This window comes from Variovorax sp. P4_B11 (assembly GCF_056402355.1).
Genome location: NZ_JBFUHO010000061.1, coordinates 12,644 through 31,999, shown reverse-complemented (window position 1 = coordinate 31,999; position 19,356 = coordinate 12,644). Strand labels below are relative to the sequence as shown.

Annotated in this window: 18 protein-coding genes; 16 read left to right on the top strand and 2 right to left on the bottom strand. The window is 64.8% G+C overall.

Annotation, left to right across the window (positions count from 1 at the left end):
- Positions 1–51: 51 nt before the first annotated feature.
- From AC1DYD_RS33580 to AC1DYD_RS33550, 7 genes are all read left to right on the top strand, one after another.
- Positions 52–1,344, top strand: coding sequence for an MFS transporter (locus tag AC1DYD_RS33580; RefSeq protein WP_478177060.1), 1,293 nt, complete (start codon positions 52–54; stop codon positions 1,342–1,344).
- A 56-nt stretch (positions 1,345–1,400) separates the two neighbouring features.
- The gene (locus AC1DYD_RS33575; protein ID WP_478177059.1) at positions 1,401–1,814 is read left to right on the top strand and encodes a carboxymuconolactone decarboxylase family protein; all 414 of its coding nucleotides are present in this window, start codon (positions 1,401–1,403) and stop codon (positions 1,812–1,814) included.
- Positions 1,815–1,995: 181 nt separating this feature from the next.
- Positions 1,996–3,531 (top strand): DUF1254 domain-containing protein, encoded by a 1,536-nt coding sequence (locus AC1DYD_RS33570; protein WP_478177058.1) that lies wholly within the window; start codon positions 1,996–1,998, stop codon positions 3,529–3,531.
- 269 nt (positions 3,532–3,800) lie between these two features.
- The gene (locus tag AC1DYD_RS33565) at positions 3,801–4,373 is read left to right on the top strand and encodes a TetR/AcrR family transcriptional regulator (protein ID WP_478177057.1); all 573 of its coding nucleotides are present in this window, start codon (positions 3,801–3,803) and stop codon (positions 4,371–4,373) included.
- Between the two features lie 72 nt (positions 4,374–4,445).
- A complete protein-coding gene (locus AC1DYD_RS33560) occupies positions 4,446–4,922 on the top strand; it encodes a (2Fe-2S)-binding protein (protein WP_478177056.1) in 477 nt (158 codons plus the stop codon).
- A gap of 17 nt (positions 4,923–4,939) precedes the next feature.
- Positions 4,940–7,210, top strand: a complete 2,271-nt coding sequence (locus AC1DYD_RS33555; protein WP_478177055.1) for a xanthine dehydrogenase family protein molybdopterin-binding subunit — start codon at positions 4,940–4,942, stop codon at positions 7,208–7,210.
- Positions 7,211–7,287: 77 nt separating this feature from the next.
- Positions 7,288–7,638 carry a zinc ribbon domain-containing protein YjdM gene (locus AC1DYD_RS33550; protein WP_478177054.1) on the top strand — a complete coding sequence of 117 codons (351 nt, stop codon included), beginning with the start codon at positions 7,288–7,290 and terminating at the stop codon, positions 7,636–7,638.
- A 47-nt stretch (positions 7,639–7,685) separates the two neighbouring features.
- Here the strand turns inward: AC1DYD_RS33550 and AC1DYD_RS33545 are convergent, their stop codons facing one another.
- Positions 7,686–7,883: a hypothetical protein gene (locus tag AC1DYD_RS33545; RefSeq protein ID WP_478177053.1), complete on the bottom strand. Its 198-nt coding sequence runs from the start codon at positions 7,881–7,883 to the stop codon at positions 7,686–7,688.
- Positions 7,884–8,130: 247 nt separating this feature from the next.
- Between AC1DYD_RS33545 and AC1DYD_RS33540 the strand changes: the two genes are divergently transcribed.
- The 5 genes from AC1DYD_RS33540 (at position 8,131) to AC1DYD_RS33520 (ending at position 13,519) form a co-directional block, all read left to right on the top strand.
- On the top strand, positions 8,131–8,421 hold the full coding sequence (locus AC1DYD_RS33540) for a type II toxin-antitoxin system TacA family antitoxin (RefSeq protein WP_478177070.1): 291 nt from the start codon (positions 8,131–8,133) through the stop codon (positions 8,419–8,421).
- Positions 8,418–8,909: a GNAT family N-acetyltransferase gene (locus AC1DYD_RS33535; RefSeq protein WP_478177052.1), complete on the top strand. Its 492-nt coding sequence runs from the start codon at positions 8,418–8,420 to the stop codon at positions 8,907–8,909. Before AC1DYD_RS33540 ends, AC1DYD_RS33535 begins: the two co-directional genes overlap by 4 nt.
- Positions 8,910–8,930: 21 nt before the next feature.
- A complete protein-coding gene (locus AC1DYD_RS33530; protein ID WP_478177051.1) occupies positions 8,931–10,004 on the top strand; it encodes a serine hydrolase domain-containing protein in 1,074 nt (357 codons plus the stop codon).
- 193 nt (positions 10,005–10,197) lie between these two features.
- The gene (locus AC1DYD_RS33525) at positions 10,198–12,654 is read left to right on the top strand and encodes a molybdopterin-containing oxidoreductase family protein (protein WP_478177050.1); all 2,457 of its coding nucleotides are present in this window, start codon (positions 10,198–10,200) and stop codon (positions 12,652–12,654) included.
- Between the two features lie 508 nt (positions 12,655–13,162).
- The gene (locus AC1DYD_RS33520) at positions 13,163–13,519 is read left to right on the top strand and encodes a hypothetical protein (protein ID WP_478177049.1); all 357 of its coding nucleotides are present in this window, start codon (positions 13,163–13,165) and stop codon (positions 13,517–13,519) included.
- Between the two features lie 816 nt (positions 13,520–14,335).
- Here the strand turns inward: AC1DYD_RS33520 and AC1DYD_RS33515 are convergent.
- Positions 14,336–15,034: an IclR family transcriptional regulator gene (locus AC1DYD_RS33515; protein WP_478177048.1), complete on the bottom strand. Its 699-nt coding sequence runs from the start codon at positions 15,032–15,034 to the stop codon at positions 14,336–14,338.
- 55 nt (positions 15,035–15,089) lie between these two features.
- Between AC1DYD_RS33515 and AC1DYD_RS33510 the strand changes: the two genes are divergently transcribed.
- From AC1DYD_RS33510 to leuD, 4 genes are read left to right on the top strand one after another with little or no spacing between them, the layout of a single operon-like run.
- Positions 15,090–16,307: a CaiB/BaiF CoA transferase family protein gene (locus AC1DYD_RS33510; protein WP_478177047.1), complete on the top strand. Its 1,218-nt coding sequence runs from the start codon at positions 15,090–15,092 to the stop codon at positions 16,305–16,307.
- A 33-nt stretch (positions 16,308–16,340) separates the two neighbouring features.
- Entirely contained in the window at positions 16,341–17,312 is a 972-nt protein-coding gene (locus tag AC1DYD_RS33505; RefSeq protein ID WP_478177046.1) for a Bug family tripartite tricarboxylate transporter substrate binding protein, read from the top strand.
- A 10-nt stretch (positions 17,313–17,322) separates the two neighbouring features.
- The gene (gene leuC / locus AC1DYD_RS33500; RefSeq protein WP_478177045.1) at positions 17,323–18,729 is read left to right on the top strand and encodes a 3-isopropylmalate dehydratase large subunit; all 1,407 of its coding nucleotides are present in this window, start codon (positions 17,323–17,325) and stop codon (positions 18,727–18,729) included.
- Positions 18,730–18,731: 2 nt separating this feature from the next.
- A complete protein-coding gene (gene leuD, locus AC1DYD_RS33495; protein ID WP_478177044.1) occupies positions 18,732–19,352 on the top strand; it encodes a 3-isopropylmalate dehydratase small subunit in 621 nt (206 codons plus the stop codon).
- Positions 19,353–19,356: the final 4 nt, after the last annotated feature.

The following is a 19,356-nucleotide window of genomic DNA, read 5'->3' as shown; positions in this document are numbered from 1 at the left end:
TATCGCGGCCGTCCCTGCGGCAGTCGGAATCCACCGCCAAGGAGACACATGATGTTCTGGAAGAAAAGCCCCAACGCGGTACTTGCATCGCTGCTGGTCATTCACGTGCTCGCCCACATCGACCGCAACATGCTGTTGGGCTTTTCGCCGCAGGTCATCAAGGATCTGGCACTCAACAATGCGCAGTACGGATTTCTGGTCGGCTCGGTCTGGGTGCTCAGCTTCGGTTTCATGGCCATGTTCATGGGCACGCTGGCCGATCGTTTCAGCCGGACGCGGGTCATCGCGGCCGGCGTGCTGATCTGGAGCGCCTGCACCTGGGCTTCCGGACATGCCCAGAGCTTCGAACAGATGGCCGTTGCGCGCTTCTTCGTCGCCAGCGGCGAAGCGGCCCTCGTTCCAGCCGCGGTGGCCCTGCTGGCCGAACTGTTCTCCGAGAAACGGCGGGGCACGGCGATGGGCGTCTTCTTCGTGGGCATTCCCCTGGGCATCGGATTGAGCTTCCTGCTGGCCGGCACGGTGGGGGCGAGCCTCGGCTGGCGTTCGACCTTCACGGTGCTCGGCATCGTCGGGGCGGCGATCGCCGTTCCGTTGGCCTTCCTGCGCGAGGAGCGTGGACAAGGGCGTGAAAGGAATTCCGTCCCGCAACGGGGCCAGCCCTTTGTTGCCCAGGTACGCGCAGTGCTTGGCGTGGTCGGGCACAACCGCGCCTTGCAATTCGCCATCGTCGGCTTCGTGCTGGTGCACATGGTGTTCGCGGGTTTCTCATTCGCCCAACTGTGGATGGTGCGCGAGCGCGGCTTCGATGCGGCCGGCATCGCGAAGACCATCGGCGCGTTGCAGATCGTGTTCGGCGTCCTCGGTGCGGTGGTCGGCGGTGTGCTGAGCGACCGCTTCGCCAAGCGCCTCCCGGGCGGCCATGCAAGCTTCATGGCGCTGCTGATCGTGCTGTGCGCACCGTTGATGATCGCCTACCGCTTCGCGCCGGCCGGCTCGGCGCTGTTCTATGCGGGCATGTGCGCAGGCTTCTTCCTGCCGCTGGCGCTCTACGGGCCGGCCAACACCATGATCCAGGGCTTGACGCCGGCGCGGATGCGCTCGACCGTCGCGGGCGTCACGATGCTGCTGATCAATGTGTTCGCCCTCGCGATCGGGACGGTGGCGGTCGGCATGGTGAGCGACCACCTGGTCGAGGCCGGCAGCGCCCATGCATTGACCTCGGTGCTGCTCGGGACCGACATCCTGGCCATCGGCGCCGGGCTGTTCTTCTGGCTCGCCGCGCGCCAGGTGCGCCTGGGCCGTGCGCAGCTCGACCTGTCGGCGCGCCCGACGCTGGCGCACTGAATGCGCCGCCCCCACTGAACGATTCGACGATTCGACAACATGAAGGAAACGAAGAAATGAGCAACGAGACAAACCGCAGCACCACACCGATCTGCGACCAATTGCGTGCGAGCGGGAACTGGAATCCGGCCTGGGATGCCTTCGCGGAACTCGACCCGGCATGGGCCGAGAAATTCATGGCAATGGGCATGCACACGATCATTTCGGGCGTGCTCGAGCCGAAGGTGCTGGAGTTCATCGCCATCGCCGTCGACGCGTCGTGCACCCACATGTACGCGCCGGGCACACGCCGTCACATCCGCAAGGCGCTCGAACTGGGCGCCACCCCGCAAGAGATCAATGCCGTGCTGCAGGCGGTGAGCGTGCTCGGCATCCATACCAGCAGCCTGGGCGCACCGATCCTCCTGGAGGAACTGGCAGCCATCGAACAGGCCAGGGCAAGCAGCGCTCAGGCAACCCATGCGCGGTAGTCGCCGTGCCCGTCGCACGAGAAAATTTCCGCCATGAGCGATGGCTTCGCATGGGTTGCTTTCGCGGGTTCCACGTACGTGGAGATACGTGGCGCCCGGGATATGCCGGCCATGCTGTCGGATCAAGAATAAGGGGTGCTCGCGTGCTGGTAGGTCGAATGACCGATGCGAACTCGCGCAGGTGCTGGTCTTGACTCAACACTGCCCACTATCGGTGCGGCGGATCTGGAGGTGGAGAATGAAGCGTAGCCATTTTGCGTCCCTTGCCGCGACTGCAGTTGCTCTAACGATGCTCGCGTCATGCGGGAGTCAGCAGGAAGCGAAATTGGCCCAGACGGCCGATAAAGGCGCGAGTGCGCTGGAAGCGCCGTTCAAGGAGAGGGAAGCGCGGGAGACGGCGATCGACGCCTACATGTACGCCTATCCGCTGGTCACGATGGAACTGACGCGGCGCGTGAGCACCAACGTCACCAAGGACGAAGGACATCGCGGTGCGCCGATGGGGCAGTTCGCGAGGTTGCGCACGTATCCCGATCCGTCGTTCACGTCGGTCACGGCGCCCAATGCCGACACCCTCTACACGGTTGCGTGGTTGGATGTTTCCAGGGAGCCGTGGATCGTGAGCGTCCCGGACATGAAGGGCCGCTATTTCCTGTTCCCGATGCTCGATGGCTGGACCAATGTCTTTCAGGATCCCGGCAAGCGCACGACGGGAACGGGGCCGCAGAAGTACGCGATCACCGGCCCCGGCTGGAAGGGCACGCTTCCGCCCGGCGTGACCGAGTACAAGTCGTCCACAGGCTTGGTCTGGATCCTCGGCCGCATCTACTGCACCGGCACGCCGGAGGACTACAGGCTGGTCCACGCGGCGCAGGACAAGGTCTCGGCTGTGCCGTTGAGCTCGTACGGCAAGCCGTACACGCCGACTGCGGGTGTCGTCGATCCGAGCATCGACACCAAGACGCCCGTGCGCGAGCAGGTCAATGCCATGGACGCGATGGCCTTCTTCAAGCTCTTCGCGCAACTCCTGAAGACCAACCCTCCCACAGCCGAGGACGCGCCCATGGTCGCGAAGCTCGCCACCATCGGCATCGTCCCCGGCCAGGATTTCGATCCTTCCAAGCTCGATCCGGCTGTCGTCAAGGGCATGGCGGCCTCGCCCAAGCCGGCGCAGGACAAGATCATTGCCTGGCAGAAGGAGGGGCTGCTTGCCGGCGATGCCAAGCTCGAGGATGGCTGGTTCTTTTCGACCAAGACGGGCTTGTATGGCACCCAGTACAGGCAACGGGCGCTGGTCACCTGGATCGGCCTGGGCGCAAACCGTCCGCAGGATGCGATCTATCCGTTCTCCGAAGGCCCGGACATCCTGAAGAAATTCAGCGGCGACAAGAAGTACGTCATGCGCTTCAACAAGGGAGAGTTGCCCCCCGTCAAAGGCTTCTGGTCGCTGACGATGTACAACGAGAACTACTTTTTCGTCGTGAATCCGCTCAATCGGTACACAGTGAGCCAGCGCAGCAAGTTCAAGACCAACCCCGATGGGTCCATCGATCTCTACATCCAGAACGAATCCCCGGGAAAGGACAAAGAATCGAACTGGCTGCCCGCACCCAAGGACAAGTTCATCCTGATGATGCGCATGTACTGGCCGAACGAGCAGCGGCCGTCCATCATTGACGGCAGTTGGAAGGTTCCGAGGGTGGCAGAGGTGTCGTAGCGCCAAGAATCAAAGTAGGCGAGCATCTCCGCGCACCCTCTTGCCGGTCATCTCGATGCCCGCGCTGGGCCCACCGCTCTTGCTCAAGAGAGACCCCCCGGGCCTGCGATCCACGCGATCCGGAGGCCCGCGAAGTTTCAAATTTCTCGGCTGAATTGCTGCAGGGGGAAAGCAGCAGATTGCAACATCTGCTTGCCGCGCGCCCTCTCCCTGGCACCTTTGAGTGAATAATTGTTCACCAGAATCCCGGGAAGCACTAAGATCGCCCCGTGAAACCCAAGGACGAAGAAAAGCTCCGCGCCATCGCCGAGGCCACCTTCACGCTGGTCGAGCAGACCGGCCTGAGCGGCCTGACCATGGCGGCCATCGCGCGCGAGGCGGGGCTGGCCACGGGCACGCTGTACGTCTACTTCAAGTCGAAGGAAGAACTCATGGTCGCGCTCTACGAGCAGGCCAAGACGGCGACCACCGCCAGCCTCCTGCAGGGCGACGACCCGAAGGCGCCGTTTCGCAGCCGCTTCCAGCACATGTGGATGAACTGGCTCGAGCACCGCCTCACGCACTATGCGCAGGTCGTGTTCATCGAGCAGTACTACAACTCCCCCTGGTTCAGTGAAGAGAGCCGCAACCTCTCGGCCCGGCTCATCAAGGGCTGGATCGACCTGATCGAGAGCGCCAAGGCGCAGCAGATATTGAAGGACGTGCCGACCGTGCTGCTGATCAACAGCTTCGGCGGCTCGGTGCGCGAGACCGCCAACCTGCTGCGCTCCGGCGCCCTGAAGCGCACCGACGCCAACCTGGTGATGGCCTTCGGGCTTTGCTGGGACGGCATCAAAGCCTGAGCAACTTGACCTGCGCGGTGCACAGGTCTATTGTTTAGCCGAACTATTATTCATCGAAGAGAGAGCCCCACCATGACCACCACCCTCCACATCAACGGCAAGGACCGGCAGGTCGACGCCGACCCCTCCACCCCCATCCTCTGGGCCCTGCGCGACACGCTCGGCATGACGGGCACCAAGTTCGGCTGCGGCGCGGCGCTGTGCGGCGCCTGCACGGTGCATCTCAACGGCCAGCCGATCCGCTCGTGCGTGACGCCGATCTCGGCCGCGGCGGGCCAGAAGATCACCACCATCGAAGCCGTCACCGACGGCGGCGACAAGGTCGGCAAGGCGGTGAGCGAGGCCTGGGTCAAGCACGACGTGGCGCAGTGCGGCTACTGCCAGAGCGGCCAGATCATGTCGGCCACCGCCTTCCTGAAGTCGATGCCGGCCGGCAAGCAGCCCAGCGCTGCCGACATCGATTCGGCCATGGCCGGCAACATCTGCCGCTGCGGCACCTACGCGCGCATCCGTGCCGCGGTCGCCGACGCCGCCAAGACGCTGGCTTGAAGAAAAGGGAGACCACCATGAACTTCGACTCAACCACCTTCGAGCTGCCCGCCAACCTTCGCGCGCTGATGGCGCGCGACGACGTCGCCAACACCGAACCCCAAGGCCTCCCGCGCCGCAGCTTCCTCAAGCTCACGGCGGCGGGCGGCTTCGCGCTCGGCGTGTTCCCGGCGCCCGTGCTGGCGCAGGACAAGAGCGCAGGGGCTGCACAAGGCGCACCCGCCAAGCCCGCAGGCCTGAAGCCGCTGCAGCAGCCGTCGGCCTTCGTGCGCATCGACCGCGACGGCACCACCACCATCACCATCAACCGGCTCGATTTCGGGCAGGGCGTGCAGACCGGGCTGCCGATGATCCTGGCCGAAGAACTGGACGCCGACTGGTCCAAGGTCAAGAGCGTTCACGGCAGCAACGACCCGGCCTACGTCGACCCCGCCTTCGGCATGCACATCACGGGCGGCTCGGGCTCGATCAAGAACTCGTACACGCAGTACCGCGAACTCGGCGCCCGCACGCGCGCCATGCTGGTCGGCGCGGCGGCGGCCAAGTGGAAGGTCGATGCCGCCACGCTGCAAACGCGCGACGGCGTCGTCATCGGCCCCGGCGGCAAGAAGCTGGCCTACGGCGAACTGGCCGAAGCGGCGATGAAGCTGCCGGTGCCCGACGCGGTCAAGCTCAAGGACCCGAAGGACTTTCGCCTCATCGGCAAGCCCACCGGCCGGCTCGACGCGCAGGCCAAGTCCAGCGGCCACCAGAGCTACGGCATCGACATGGCGCTGCCCGGCATGCTGACCGCCGTGGTGTCGCATCCGCCGGTGTTCGGCGCCAAGATCAAGTCGGTGGACGACAGCGCCGCCAAGGCGATCAAGGGCGTGAAGGCCGTGCTGCGCGTGCCGCTCGATCGCGGCGCCGAGGGCGTGGCCGTGATCGCCACCGGCTACTGGCCCGCCAAGCAGGGCCGCGATGCGCTCAAGATCGAATGGGACAGCAGCGCCGTCGAGAAGGTCGACAGCGACAAGCAGTTGGTGCAATACCGCGAGCTCGCGACCAAGCCCGGTGCGCGCAAGTACGACGCCGACGTCTCGAAGATCGCCGCCGCGCCGCACAAGATCGATGCCGAGTTCGTCTTCCCCTACCTCGCGCACGCGCCGATGGAGCCGCTCAACTGCACCGTGAGCCTGGCCGGCGGCAAGGCCGAGGTGTGGACCGGCACGCAGATGCCGGGCATCGACGGCATGGCGGCCGCGAAGATGCTGGGCGTGCCGCCCGAAAACGTCAAGGTCAATGTGCAGATGGCGGGCGGCGGCTTCGGCCGTCGCGGCTTGCTGACCAGCGATTTCGTGGTCGAGGCCTGCAGCGTCGTCAAGGCCGCGCAGGCGGCGGGCATCAAGGCGCCGATCCGCACGCTGTGGAGCCGCGAGGACGACATCAAGGGCGGCTACTACCGTCCAATGCATCTGCACACCGCGAAGATCGGCTTCGATGCGCAAGGCAAGGTCACGGGCTGGGACCACGTGATCGTCGGCCAGTCGCTGCTGATGGGCAGCATGTTCGAGCCGATGATGGTCAAGGACGGCATCGACGGCACCGCCGTCGAGGGCATGAAGGAGCCGTACGAGCTGCCGATGCGGCTCACGGTGCATCACCCCAAGCTCAACGTGCCGGTGCTGTGGTGGCGCAGCGTGGGCTCGACCCACACAGCCTTCGTCATGGAAACGCTGCTCGACGAGATCGCCCGCACCACCAAGCAAGACCCGGTGGCCTACCGCATGAAGCTCATCGGCGACAAGCACCCGCGCCACAAGGCGGCGTTGCAACTGGCGGTGGACAAGTCCGGCTACGGCAAGAAGAAGCTCGAAGCGGGCCGCGCCTGGGGCGTGGCGGTGCACGAATCCTTCGACTCGGTGGTGGCCTATGTGGTCGAAGCCTCGGTGAAGGACGGCACGCCCACATTGCACCAGGTGACCGCGGGCGTGCACTGCAACCTGGTGGTCAACCCGAAGAGCGTGGAAGCGCAGGTGCAGGGTGCGGCGGTGATGGGCTTGTCGATGTGCCTGCCGGGTGCGGCGATCACGCTGAAGGACGGGGTGGTGCAGCAGAGCAACTTCGGGGACTTCGTGGTGCCGCGGATCACGGACATGCCGCAGATCGCGGTGTTCACGGTGCCCAGCGCCGACGCGCCGACCGGCATGGGCGAGCCGGGGCTGCCGCCGCTGGCGCCGGCGTTTGCGAATGCGGTGGCGGCGATCACGGGCAAGCCGGTGCGGGAGCTGCCTTTCAAGCTGGCTTGAGGGGATGGCGGGGGGCGGCGCGATCAAAGAACCTATGATCCACGCCCCCCAACCCGATACGAACAAGAGCTTCTGCCGTGAGTACCCTAGCGCCCTGTCCCCAATGCAATTCTGAATACACCTACGAGGACGGCCTGAACCTGGTCTGCCCCGAATGCGGCCACGAATGGCCCGCGGCGGCCGCTGCCGCCGAGGGCACGGCCGATGAGAGCAAAAAGGTGATCAAGGACTCGGTCGGCAATGTGCTGAACGACGGCGACACCATCACCGTCATCAAGGACCTCAAGGTCAAGGGCTCGTCGCTGGTGGTGAAGGTCGGCACCAAGGTGAAGAACATCCGCCTGATCGATGGCGACCACGACATCGATTGCAAGATCGACGGGATTGGCGCGATGAAGCTGAAGTCGGAGTTCGTGCGCAAGGCGTGAGGGCCTGCTCGGCGATATCGCCAAGCCACCCAAGGACGCAGCGTCAATCAGCGGAAATGCAATCTCAGGGCGAGGAGGAGGAAGACAAGGCCGAGCACGGCGATCAACGCGATCCGCCCCCATGGCATCTCGGGTGGTAGCGGTGGCGTGCGGGGGCGCCGGCGTTCAAGAGGAGTGAGCGTGCTGCTGATGCTGGGACGCTCGCTCATCTGCCAATCATGGAAGTCGTCTCGATCGGTTTTCATGTAGGCCATTCTGATTACATTCCGATACAGGCGCCTGGGGGAGCCGACGTCACGACTTCGGGTTTCGTGAAATTGTTAACGAAAGTCGTCTATCTAAGCCCTCACCCTCACCAGACGGCGGCGCTGGCCAGGCGCACCTTCAGGACCCGGTCGAGTCGAGGCGAAAGGCCTGCGTGTCGATGGAGCCGATGTAATGACGTTGACATTACATTTTGGTATGCTGCTCAGAACTGCAGGAAGCAAGCACATGCCCATATCGTCCAAAGCGCCCACCAAGCGAGAAACACTCAACGTCCGCATCAAGCCCGAGGAGCGTGATCTGATCGACCGGGCGGCCAGGGCACGCGGCAAGAATCGCACCGACTTCATGCTGGACGCCGCCCGTGCAGCGGCGGAGGAAACCTTGCTCGACCAGGTTCTCGTCGCGGCCAGTCCGCAAGCCTATGCCGCGTTCCTGTCGCGGTTGGACATGCCGCCCCAGTCGAATGAGCGGCTGCGCAAGACGATGCGAACGAAGGCGCCCTGGGACCCGACATGACGGTTGGCGCACCCGAGCGATTGGATGCCAGCCACGACACTGATTCGTTCGCCTCGGGGGTGGAGGGTCTGGACCATTGGCTGAAGCGCCGCGCCCTGAAGAACCAGGCAACCGGCGCGTCCCGCACATTTGTCGCCTGCGAAGATCGCCGAGTGCTGGCGTACTACGCTCTGGCGTCGAGTGCGGTCGCCGTCGTGTCGGCGCCAGGCCGATTTCGTCGAAACATGCCGGACCCGATCCCCGTGGTCGTGCTCGCGCGGCTTGCCGTGGACCGGTCCCGGCAAGGCGGCGGATGGGGCCGGGCGCTCGTGCGTGACGCAGGCCTGCGTGTGATCCAGGCCGCAGATGCCATCGGCATTCGAGGCATGATCGTCCATGCGCTCACGTTGGAGGCAAGGGCCTTCTACGAGCGGATCGGATTCGAGCCGTCGCCGATCGATCCGATGCTGCTCATGGTCACTTTGACCGACCTCGAAGCCAGCCTTTAGGGAGTAGCAGTGAACGGGCCCATGCGGAGATCCCTGGCGACCCTCTGCGCGGTGGCGCTGGCCACGCTGTGCGCCATCGCCATGCCGGCCGGCGCGCCACGCGCCGAGCCGGCCCGCGTCGACCCCGTCGCCGCGGGCTGGAACGCCGCCGTGCTGGACGAACTGACCCGCTATGTCGCGAGCCAGAAGTCGACCGGCCTGGTCATCCTCCAGGGCGACAAGCTCATTGCCGAGACAACCTGGCCGCTGCCCGCCGACGCCAGGGCCTTCCGCGCCGCCTTCGTTCACGGCACGGCCCCGGACGGCGCGCTGCTCGAAGACGTCGCCTCGCAGCAGAAGAGCTTCGTCGCAATCCTCGCCGGCATCGCGGTCGACAAGGGCCTGCTGGAGCTCTCGCAACCCGTGTCGTCCTACATCGGCCCGGCCTGGTCCAAGGCCACGCCGCAGCAGGAGGCGGCGATCACCGTGCGCCACCTGATGGAGATGAACTCGGGCCTGAAGGAAGACCTGAGCTTCGACGCGGCACCGGACACGAAATTCTTCTACAACACGCCGGCCTACGCGGTGATGAAGGCGGTCCTCCAAGCTTCTGCGAAGCAGCCGCTCGCCGAGATCACCCAGGCCTGGCTGGCGCGCCCCGCCGCCATGCACGACACGGCCTGGCTCGACCGCCCAGCATTGATGGCGAGCGCCGGCAACCCGACCGGCCTGGTCACGACCCCGCGCGACATTGCCCGCCTGGGGCAGTTCGTGCTGAACGGCGGCGTCACCGACACGGGGGTGCGCGTCATCTCCAAGGCGCAGCTCGACGCGCTGTTCGTGCCCACGAAGACCAACCCCTCCTACGGCCGGCTCTGGTGGCTCAACGGCGGCGCTGAAACCGTGGGCGTCGGCGCCAACGCGCCGCGCCGCCCTGGCCCCCTCATCGGGGCCGCCCCCGCCGACATGGTCGCCGCGATGGGCGCGCTGGACCGCAAGCTCTTCGTCGTTCCCAGCCGCAGGCTGGTCGTCGTGCGCACGGGGCAGTCGGCGCCGGACCGGGGCTTCGACGAACAGCTCTGGCGGCTTCTGGTTCGGGCGATGCCTGGGAGTTGATGGAGCGAAATCAATGCAGAGAGGGGACGGCGCATCCGGACGGTAGAAGAGGCGATTCACGCGGCGCGGAAGGTGTGAGGGTGGCGAACGGAGGTTCTGTGCACCAACCTTGCCGAACCCGGCGTACATTGCGAGTGGTGCCGCGACGTGCGGGTTGTCACGCTGGTGGCCCAGAGCCTCTGGAGGCGGACACATGGCTGTTCCCAATATCCGAGCGGAAAGCGACAGCGCCGCCGACGACGCTGCCACGCGACGTATCCACGGCTACTGTGCCCTTTGCCTCGCCCGTTGCGGAACCGTGGCGACGGTGGAGGCAGGACGGTTCATCCGGCTCGACCCCGACCCGTCGCACCCGACCGGACAGGCGATCTGCGCCAAGGGACGAGCGGCGCCGGAACTCACTGACCACCCGCAGCGACTCACCCACCCACTTCGTCGAACCCGTCCGAAGGGCGATCCGGACCCCGGCTGGGAGCGGATCGGCTGGGACGAGGCGCTTGACCTGACCGCCGCCGCGATGCGGCGGTCCGCACAGCGGCATGGCCCGCAGGCGGTGGCCTTTACTACGTCGTCGCCCTCGACGTCGGCGATCGGAGATTCCACCGGCTTCATCCGCCGGCTGGCCAACGCGTTCGGCACGCCCAACGCGAGCATCACGCTCGATCTCTGCGGCTGGGGACGCGGCTTCGCCACCCGCTACACCTACGGCGTCGGCAGCGTCGGCCTCAGTGCCGGCGGTGCGATGCCGGACATCGAGCGCAGCGGCGTGCTGCTCCTTTGGGGCTACAACCCCAGCTTCACCCGCCTCACCCACGCGACCGCCACCGTGGCGGCGCTCAAGCGCGGCATGAAGCTGATCGTGATCGACCCGCGCCGCGTGGGCCTTGCCGGCAAGGCCGATCTGTGGCTGCGGCTGCGGCCCGGTACCGACGGCGCACTGGCGCTCGGTATTGCCCACGTGATGATCGAGCGCGGTTGGTACGACCGCGACTTCATCCTACGATTCAGCAATGGTCCGCACCTGGTGCGCGCCGACACGGGCCGCCTGCTGACCGAGCGCGACCTCGAGCCGAGCGGCGAGCCGGGCCGCCTGCTGGCCTGGGACGCCGCCGCGTCGCGACTGGTGCGCTACGACACGACCACGGGCGCCTACGACAGCGACTGCGCCGGCCTCGCCCTGCATGGCGAGGTCCGTGTCGGCACGCTGCAGGGCGATGTGGTGTGCCACCCGGCCTTCGAGCTCTACGCGCGGCTGTGTGGTCGCTACCCGCCGGCGGTGGTCGAGACAACCTGCTGGATCCCGAAGGCTCAGGTCGAGCAAGCCGCGCGGCTCATCTGGCACGCACGCCCGGCGTCGTACTACGCGTACAGCGGCCACGAGCAGCACGCCAACGTCACGCAGACGGCGCGCGCGATGTCGCTGCTCTATGCCCTCACGGGCTCGTTCGACCAGCCCGGCGGCAATGTGCTGTTCGAGGCGCCGCCCGCCGCATCGATCACCGGCGAAGACCTGCCGTCGGCACGAGGACTCGCGCACGCGGTGGGCCGCGACGAGCGCCCGCTCGGGCCGGCGCGCTGGGGCTACGTCGGTGCTCGCGATCTCTACCGCGCGATCCTCGAGGGCGTGCCATACCCCGTCCGCACCATGCTCGGGTTCGGCGCCAACATGCTGCTGGCGCATGCCGACGGCCGCTATGGTCGCGAGGCGCTCAAGGCGCTGGACTTCTATGCGCATGCCGACCTGTTCATGAATCCCACAGCCGAGCTGGCCGATGTGGTGTTGCCGGTCGCCTCGGCCTTCGAGCGCGAAGGGCTGAAGATCGGCTTCGAGGTGAACCAGGACGCGCAATCGCTGATCCAGCTTCGTTCGGCGGTTGTGGCGCCGCCCGGCGAGGCGCGCTCGGATACCGAGATCGTGTTCGGCCTCGCCACGCGCCTCGGTCTCGGCGCCCAGTTCTGGAACGGTGACGTCGCGGCTGCCTACCGCCACCAGCTGGCGCCGACCGGCGTCACGCTGGAGCAGTTGCGCGCCGCGCCGGGCGGCGTGCGCGTGCCGCTGCAGACCCGCCACGCCAAACATGCCGAGGAAGACGCGAACGGCGTGCCGCGCGGCTTCGCGACGCCTTCGCGTCGGGTCGAGGTGTATTCGCAGGTCTTCCTCGACCACGGCTATGCGCCGTTGCCCGAATTCGTCGAGCCGCCGATCGGCCCCGTCGCGCGGCCCGACCTGGCGGCGCGATTTCCGCTGGTCCTGACGAGCGCGAAGTCGTCGGTGTTCTGCGAGAGCCAGCACCGCGGGCTGCGCAGCCTGCGCAAGCACGCGCCGCATCCCGAGCTGACGCTGCATCCCACGGCGGCGCAGGCCCGCGGGATCGCAGAAGGCGACTGGGTGGCGATCGAGACGCCCGAGGGCAGCGTGCGCGCCCGCGCGCGGTTCAACGAGAACCTCGATCCCCGTGTGGTGGTGGGCGAGCACGGCTGGTGGCAGGGCTGTGCCGAGCTCGGCTTGCCCGGCTACGACCCCTTCGCGTCGACGGGCGCCAACTTCAACCTGCTGATCGGCACCGCGGCACGCGACCCGGTCAGCGGGACCGCGGCCCACAAGTCCTACCTGTGTGAGATTCGGCTTGCTGCGCAAGACCAGGCGTGATGGCGCAACTTCCGATCAGATTGACAGCGCCGTGTCGGCCTACACCATCGATGCCGGCTCGGGCGCGCTGAACGCGTGGGTGACGGTGGCTACCGGGGGCGAGCCCCGGGCATTTGCGTTTTCGAGGTAGGCGGTCGAGGTTGACCCGCGATTCAAGTTGGCTTGATGAGCGGGCGCAGACGATTCCGGAGTTGATTCGGATCGCACCGGCACCCCGCTTCGTGCGCCAGATGGAATAGGCGCTGGCATACTGTGCGAGTCGCGTCGGCAACGGCGTGATCGGGTTTGGAAGCCCGAGTTGAACTTTTTACGGCGGAAGCCGCAGTCGCCTATTGGCCCTGCGGCTTCCTCGTTCGTGCTCCAGTTTTGGCGGCTCGGACGGGAGGGCGAAAGTCCTGCCGGCTTTTTCGTAAGAAGTTCCCCGGTCTTCCAACCCGTTCGAGCTGCCGCCCCCGTTTGGAAGCGGGTGCGACGGTTTTCGCAAACCGGAACTTCAGGGAGCCCAAAAATGGCTAAGACCGTTCGCACGGCGGAGACGACATCCGCCAAGTCAAAAACCACCAAGCGCAAGGTCGCTGGTGAAGCACCGGCAGCAAAGTCCGAAACCAAGAAACAGGCAAAGAAGAAGGCAGTCAGCTCGGCTGCGTTGCTCGTCGAGGACGAGTTCAACAACTTGCGCTGGGCGCAACGCGCCTACGGCTGCGTACATGACTTCCTGAAGCCACTCAACATGCTGAACGTCGAGGAGTATCTCGGCGAGCCCCGGGGGCTGACGGCCATGATGGAGTTGATCAATGCCGAGATGGGACGGCGCATCCAGACGTTGGAAAAGGCGATTCACGCGGCGCGGAAGGTGATGCACTGACGCGTGGTGGGGGCTTGGGCGCTTCTTGCGTCTCTCGGCCGCATCAAGTCGTCCAGCCCGTTCGAGCCGCCGCCTCCGTTTCATCGCGTATGCGGCGGGTGAGGCAAGTTGCATTCACTGGGAGGCCGAAAAAATGGCTAAGTCTGCTCGCGCGCTCGCGCATTCCTCAAGCGTCTCGAAGTCCGTCAAGCCCCAAACGGTGTCTGCGAAGCGGCGTCGTACGCCAGTCGCCAAGAAGGCGGCGCCAACGGCGCCAGCGTCTTCAGATCCGAATGAGTCGGCACTCGCGCATTTCTCGGAGGTCGAGGATGCGTTCTTCAATCTGGCTGATTCGCACCGCGCGTACGAGTGCCTGCAGAGCTTTCTGTCGCCTCGCTATCCTCCGTTGGAGGGGGGCGATCATCGGGGTGCGGGAGAGGATGAAGTCGGCGCGATAGGTTGGGTGTAAGGTGGGTGGGGCCGCGGGGAGGGCGGGTCCGATGGTCTGCTGAAGACTGTCTGCTGTCCTTCGAATTCGGCTGCCGAATGACAGCGGTCGCCGAGACTAGACCTTGGCACTTTTCTTGACGAGCGGCCGGTCTACTTTGGAACTTGACCGTCGCCGATGTCGCCAGCTCACATCGCGGGCGGCAACTGACGACCAGGACGAAGTCGCGCGTGAGCGACTGCTTCCGAATGTCGCGAACTGGCGTTCTGGGCCCTAAGCAGAAGTTCAAGGCGCTCCGAAGCGGCCCTTCCTGCACCCGCCAAGGTGCTCAGGTTTGCTCTCGGAACAGTCCAGTACGCTGACGCTTGCTCAACGATGGGCACGATTCCTCAAGGTATTGCGAAAAGCGACTCGATCTCCTGCGAGGCCGCCTGGATCGCGGCCTGCACCTTGTGCAGGTGGACTGGCGACGAGTACCGGGTACATGTGCCCGATAGGGAAAGGGCCCCGAGCAACCTGTTTCGCGAATCGAAGACCGGCGTTGCGACGGCCGCGAGTTCGGGATCTCGCTCCCCCATGCTCGTCTGCAGCAAACTCGAAGCCTCCGGCGGCCTACCTCCTGCGAACTCGCGCACGACGCGGCCGCTCGCTCCTCGGTCAATTGGCAGCGTATCGCCGACCCGCAGGACGTGGCTAACGGCCTGATGTCCGGCCGCGACTGCCACGCATAGACGTAGCCCGCCGTGAGGCACGAAAAAGCTGGCAGTTTCCCCCGTGTCGGCCGCTAGGCGCTCCAAGGTCGGCTGCACCGCGGCGGCGATACCCTGCGTCGCGTTGCCGGTGCGCTCCAGCACAGCGATCGCGGGCCCTAGGCGGTAGCGATCGCTTCCGTCTTTCTGCACGAACGAGTACTGGGCAAGGGATCGCAGCAGCCTGGACGCGGTGGCTTTGTCGAGGCCGGTCGCACGCGCCACATCACTCAACTTCAGGCCCTCGTCATAGCGCAGCGCCATCAGCAAGCGAAGCCCGCGTTCGAGCGCATTAACCCGCAGCCCAGACTCCCCTATCGGCGTGTCAGCTTTTGACATATCGATCCTCTTCGAGTAAATTTCGTTTCATACAACGATCATATAGGATCATCAGATGAAACACAATCCCTCTTCGACGAGCACGAAATTCCCGCTTGCGGGCGTCAAGGTTCTGGACTTTGGACACACGGTGATGGCGCCTACATGTGGCTTGATCCTCGCGGACCTCGGCGCAGAGGTCGTGCGCATCGAACGAGTGGAAGGAGACCCCACGCGCAACCTCAAGGGATTTGGATCGGGCTTCTTCGGTTATCTGAACCGCAACAAGCAAAGCGTTGCGATCGATCTGAAAAATCCCCTGTCCCGTCCCGTGCTAGAGCGCGCATTCAAATGGGCCGACGTGGTCATCGAGAACTTCGGTCCCGAAGTGATGGATCGGCTCGGGTATGGCTATGCCGAAGCGACCCGCCTCAATTCCCGAGTCATCTATTGCTCACTCAAGGGCTTTCTGCCGGGGCCCTATCAGGCGCGCCCAGCCCTCGACGAAGTCGTGCAGATGATGGGTGGACTGGCGTACATGACGGGACCCGTGGGCCAGCCGATTCGAGCGGGCGCGTCCATCGTCGACATGACGGGCGGCATGTTCGGCGTCATCGGCATCACCGCCGCTCTTCGTGCTCGCGAAGCAACCGGTCAAGGTTCGCATGTGACCAGCGCCCTGTACGAGACCACCGCCTTCCTGGTGGGTCAACATATGGCCATGGCGCAGTTCGGCGATACGCCCGTCGTGCCGATGCCGGCGAGGACGCAAGCGTGGTGCCTCTATGACCTTTGCCAATGCTCGGATGGCCAGATGTTCATTGGCATCACCAGCGACGCTCAGTGGAACAGGTTCTGTGTGGCCTTCGGCCTGCAGGAGCTCCTGGACGACCCACGCTTGGCGACCAATTCCAGCAGAACCATGGAACGGCCTTGGCTCATCCCTCGTTTGAACGAGAAGTTCGCAACGCTCTCGATGGCCACTCTCGAGTCGCTTTGCAAGAAGGCTGAGATTCCGTTCGGGCCTGTTCGCACTCCGTTGGATCTTCTGGACGACGAACATCTGCGCGCCAACGGCTCGCTGCTGGAGGTGAAGGTCGGCGACCAGCGCGCCAGCTTGCCGGCCATGCCATTCCGAATCGACGACCACTTGCCGAGCGTTCGCCTGCAGCCCCAAGGCATCGGCGCGCAGACCGCTGAGTACCTGAGCACTTGGGGATTGTCGGACGCGCAGTCACGGCACTTGTTCAATTGCAGTGCCGTCGCCGGGCCCCAGGCGCAATCCCCGAACTGACCATTCCCAAGAAAGACCACAGGAGACAACCCCATGACCGGATTCAATCGTCGGCAGATCCTTGCCGCTTCCTCACTCTTGTGCATTCCGCACCTGGTCTTCGCGACTGAGCCCTATCCGAGCAAGTCCATTCGGCTCACCACCCCGAACTCCGCCGGTTCAGGCGCTGACGGCATGGCACGCCGCCTCGCGGACCACATGACCAAGGCGCTGAAACAGCCCGTGTTCGTCGAGAACCTTCCCGGCGCAGGCGGTGTATTGGGTGGCGAGAACCTGCTGCGCTCACCGCCGGACGGCTACACCATTGGCCTGATCAGTTCGAACTACGTTGTCTTCCCGCACTTGTATAAGAAGTTCGCGTTCGACGCGCTGAAGGACATGACGCCCATCGCAGGGGTGGCATCGACGCCCATGGTTCTGGTCGCGCGAGCAGACTTGCCCGTGAGCAACGTCGGCGAACTTAAGACCCTGGCGCTGAAGAACCCCGGAAAGCTCACTATGGGTTCTTCGGGCAACGGCACCATCCTGCATCTCATGGGGATGTACATGCAGGAGCAGGGAAAGTTCACGCTCACCCATGTGCCCTACAAGGGGGCTGGACCCGTCGTCCCGGACCTGGTCAGTGGAACCATCGATGTGGCCTTTTTCTCGTATGCCAGCGTCGAGGGACTTGTCAAGCAAGGCAGGCTCAAGGTGCTGGGGGTCTCCAGCGCAAAACGCCTGCCAAACCTACCCGACGTGCCGGCGATCACGGAGACCTTTCCTGGGTGTGTCCTCGAGGCGTGGTACGCCGTGATCGGACCGAAGGGGATGCCGAACGAAATCGTCCAGAAGCTCAACGAGACCATCACGACCATCGTGCAATCGGATTCCTTTAAGGGTCAGATTGCAGCCGAAGGCGCAGTGCCTGCTGCGATGGCGCCCGATGCGCTCATGGCGTTCATGCGGACGGAGTTCACGAAGCACGGCTCGCTGGTCTCTCGATCCGGCGCAGTCATCCAATAGAGGCCGCAGCATGACCGCCTGCACGCTCTTCGAAAAACTTTGGGATCAGCATCGCATCGCCGACCTGGACGGCGGAGAGACATTGGTCCACATCGATCGCCATCTGTTGTACGAGATCACGAGCCCTCAGGCCTTCGATGGCCTGCAGCAGGCTGGGCGGCGCGTGCGCAACCCAGAGCTCACTTTTGGAACGACCGACCATCTGGTGTCGACGCGACGCAACCGGGATGACGAAACGGTCGAGGGCGGAGCCACATTGATACGGGCGTTTCGCAACAGTACCCGTGCCCACGGGATACGGCATTTCGATGTGCAAGATGCACAGCAGGGCATCGTCCATGTCATCGCTCCCGAACTGGGCATTGCGTTGCCAGGCGTGACATTGGTCTGCGGTGACAGCCATACCGGCACGGTGGGCGCGCTGGGTTCATGGGCCTGGGGCATCGGAACCTCGTCGGTGGAGCAGGTGCTCGCGACCCAGACACTTGCGGTGCGCAAACCAAAGACGATGCGGATTCTGGTCGACGGCCGACTGGGCACCGGCGTGACGCCAAAAGACCTCATCCTGTACCTGATCGGAAAGATCGGAACAGCTGGCGCGACAGGCTATGCACTGGAGCTTGCAGGACAGGCGATCACCGATATGCCCATGGAGGGACGCTTTACCCTGTGCAATATGGGCGTGGAGGCCGGGGCACGTACTACGATGATCGCTCCAGACGACACGACGTTCAGCTATCTCCGCGGGCGCGAGTTTGGGCCCAAGGATTCCCGCTTCGACCGTGCGGTGCTGGAGTGGCGGCAATTGGCCTCTGACCCCGGAGCGGTGTTTGACAGGGAACTTCGGTTCGACGCGAGCGCTGTGGCGCCGCAGATCACCTGGGGCACGAGTCCGGAACAGGTGATGCCAATCGACGCCATGGTGCCGGTTCCGGCGCTCTTGGACAGCGAGGAGCAACGGGGCGCCGCAGAGCGTGCCATCGCGTACATGGGACTGCAGCCCGGAGCTTCCCTGCTCGGCCTCAAGGTCGACGCCGTTTTCATCGGCTCGTGCACGAACAGCAGGCTGTCAGATCTTTCGGCCGCGGCCGAGATCGTTCGCGGTCACAAGGTTGCGAGCCACGTTAGAGCCTTGGTGGTCCCGGGCTCGATGACCGTCAAGCGCGAGGCCGAAGCGCTCGGCCTGCATCGCGTCTTCCTGGACGCTGGCTTCGAGTGGCGTGAGCCAGGATGTTCGATGTGCGCTGCGGTGAACGACGACGTTGTTCCGCCTGGTGCGCGTTGCGTCTCCACGTCCAATCGCAATTTCGAAGGCCGGCAAGGGCCTCGTGCCCGTACCCACCTCGCCAGCCCCGCGATGGCCGCGGCCGCAGCCATCACCGGTGTCGTCACTGACGCTCGACGTCTCGGAGACTGATCATGCAGCCTTTCACTCAATGGCAAGGCATCGCCGCACCGATGCCAAAAGCGAACGTGGACACGGACGCGATCATCGCCGTCCAGCACGTCTACACCCTTAAGAAATCGGGGCTGGGCAACTACCTGTTTCATCGATGGCGGTACGCGCCGGGCGGAGCGGAGATCGACGACTTCGTGTTGAACCGAGCGCCGTTTCGACAGGCGTCCGTTCTGGTGGCGCAATCCAACTTCGGCTGTGGGAGCTCACGCGAACATGCGGTCTGGGCGCTCGCGGATTTCGGCATTCGATGCGTTATCGCGCCAAGCTTCGCTTCGATCTTCCACGAAAACTGCGTCAAGAACGGCATCCTTCCCTTGACCTTGAATGAGCAGGAAGTCGAAGACCTTCTGGCCATGCTGGAGAGCGAGAAATCCAAGCTGGTGGACATCGACCTGCAAGCATGCCGAGTCACCTTCCCGGACGGATCGGTGCATTCATTCACGCTGGACGGGGCCCACCGCGAGTCCTTGCTCCAAGGGCTCGATCCCATCACCCTCGCTGAGCGACACGAGGACGAAATTGCTGCGTTTCAGCAAAGAGACCGTCAGGTGCGCCCCTGGATCTGGCAAACGGGCAGCTAATTTC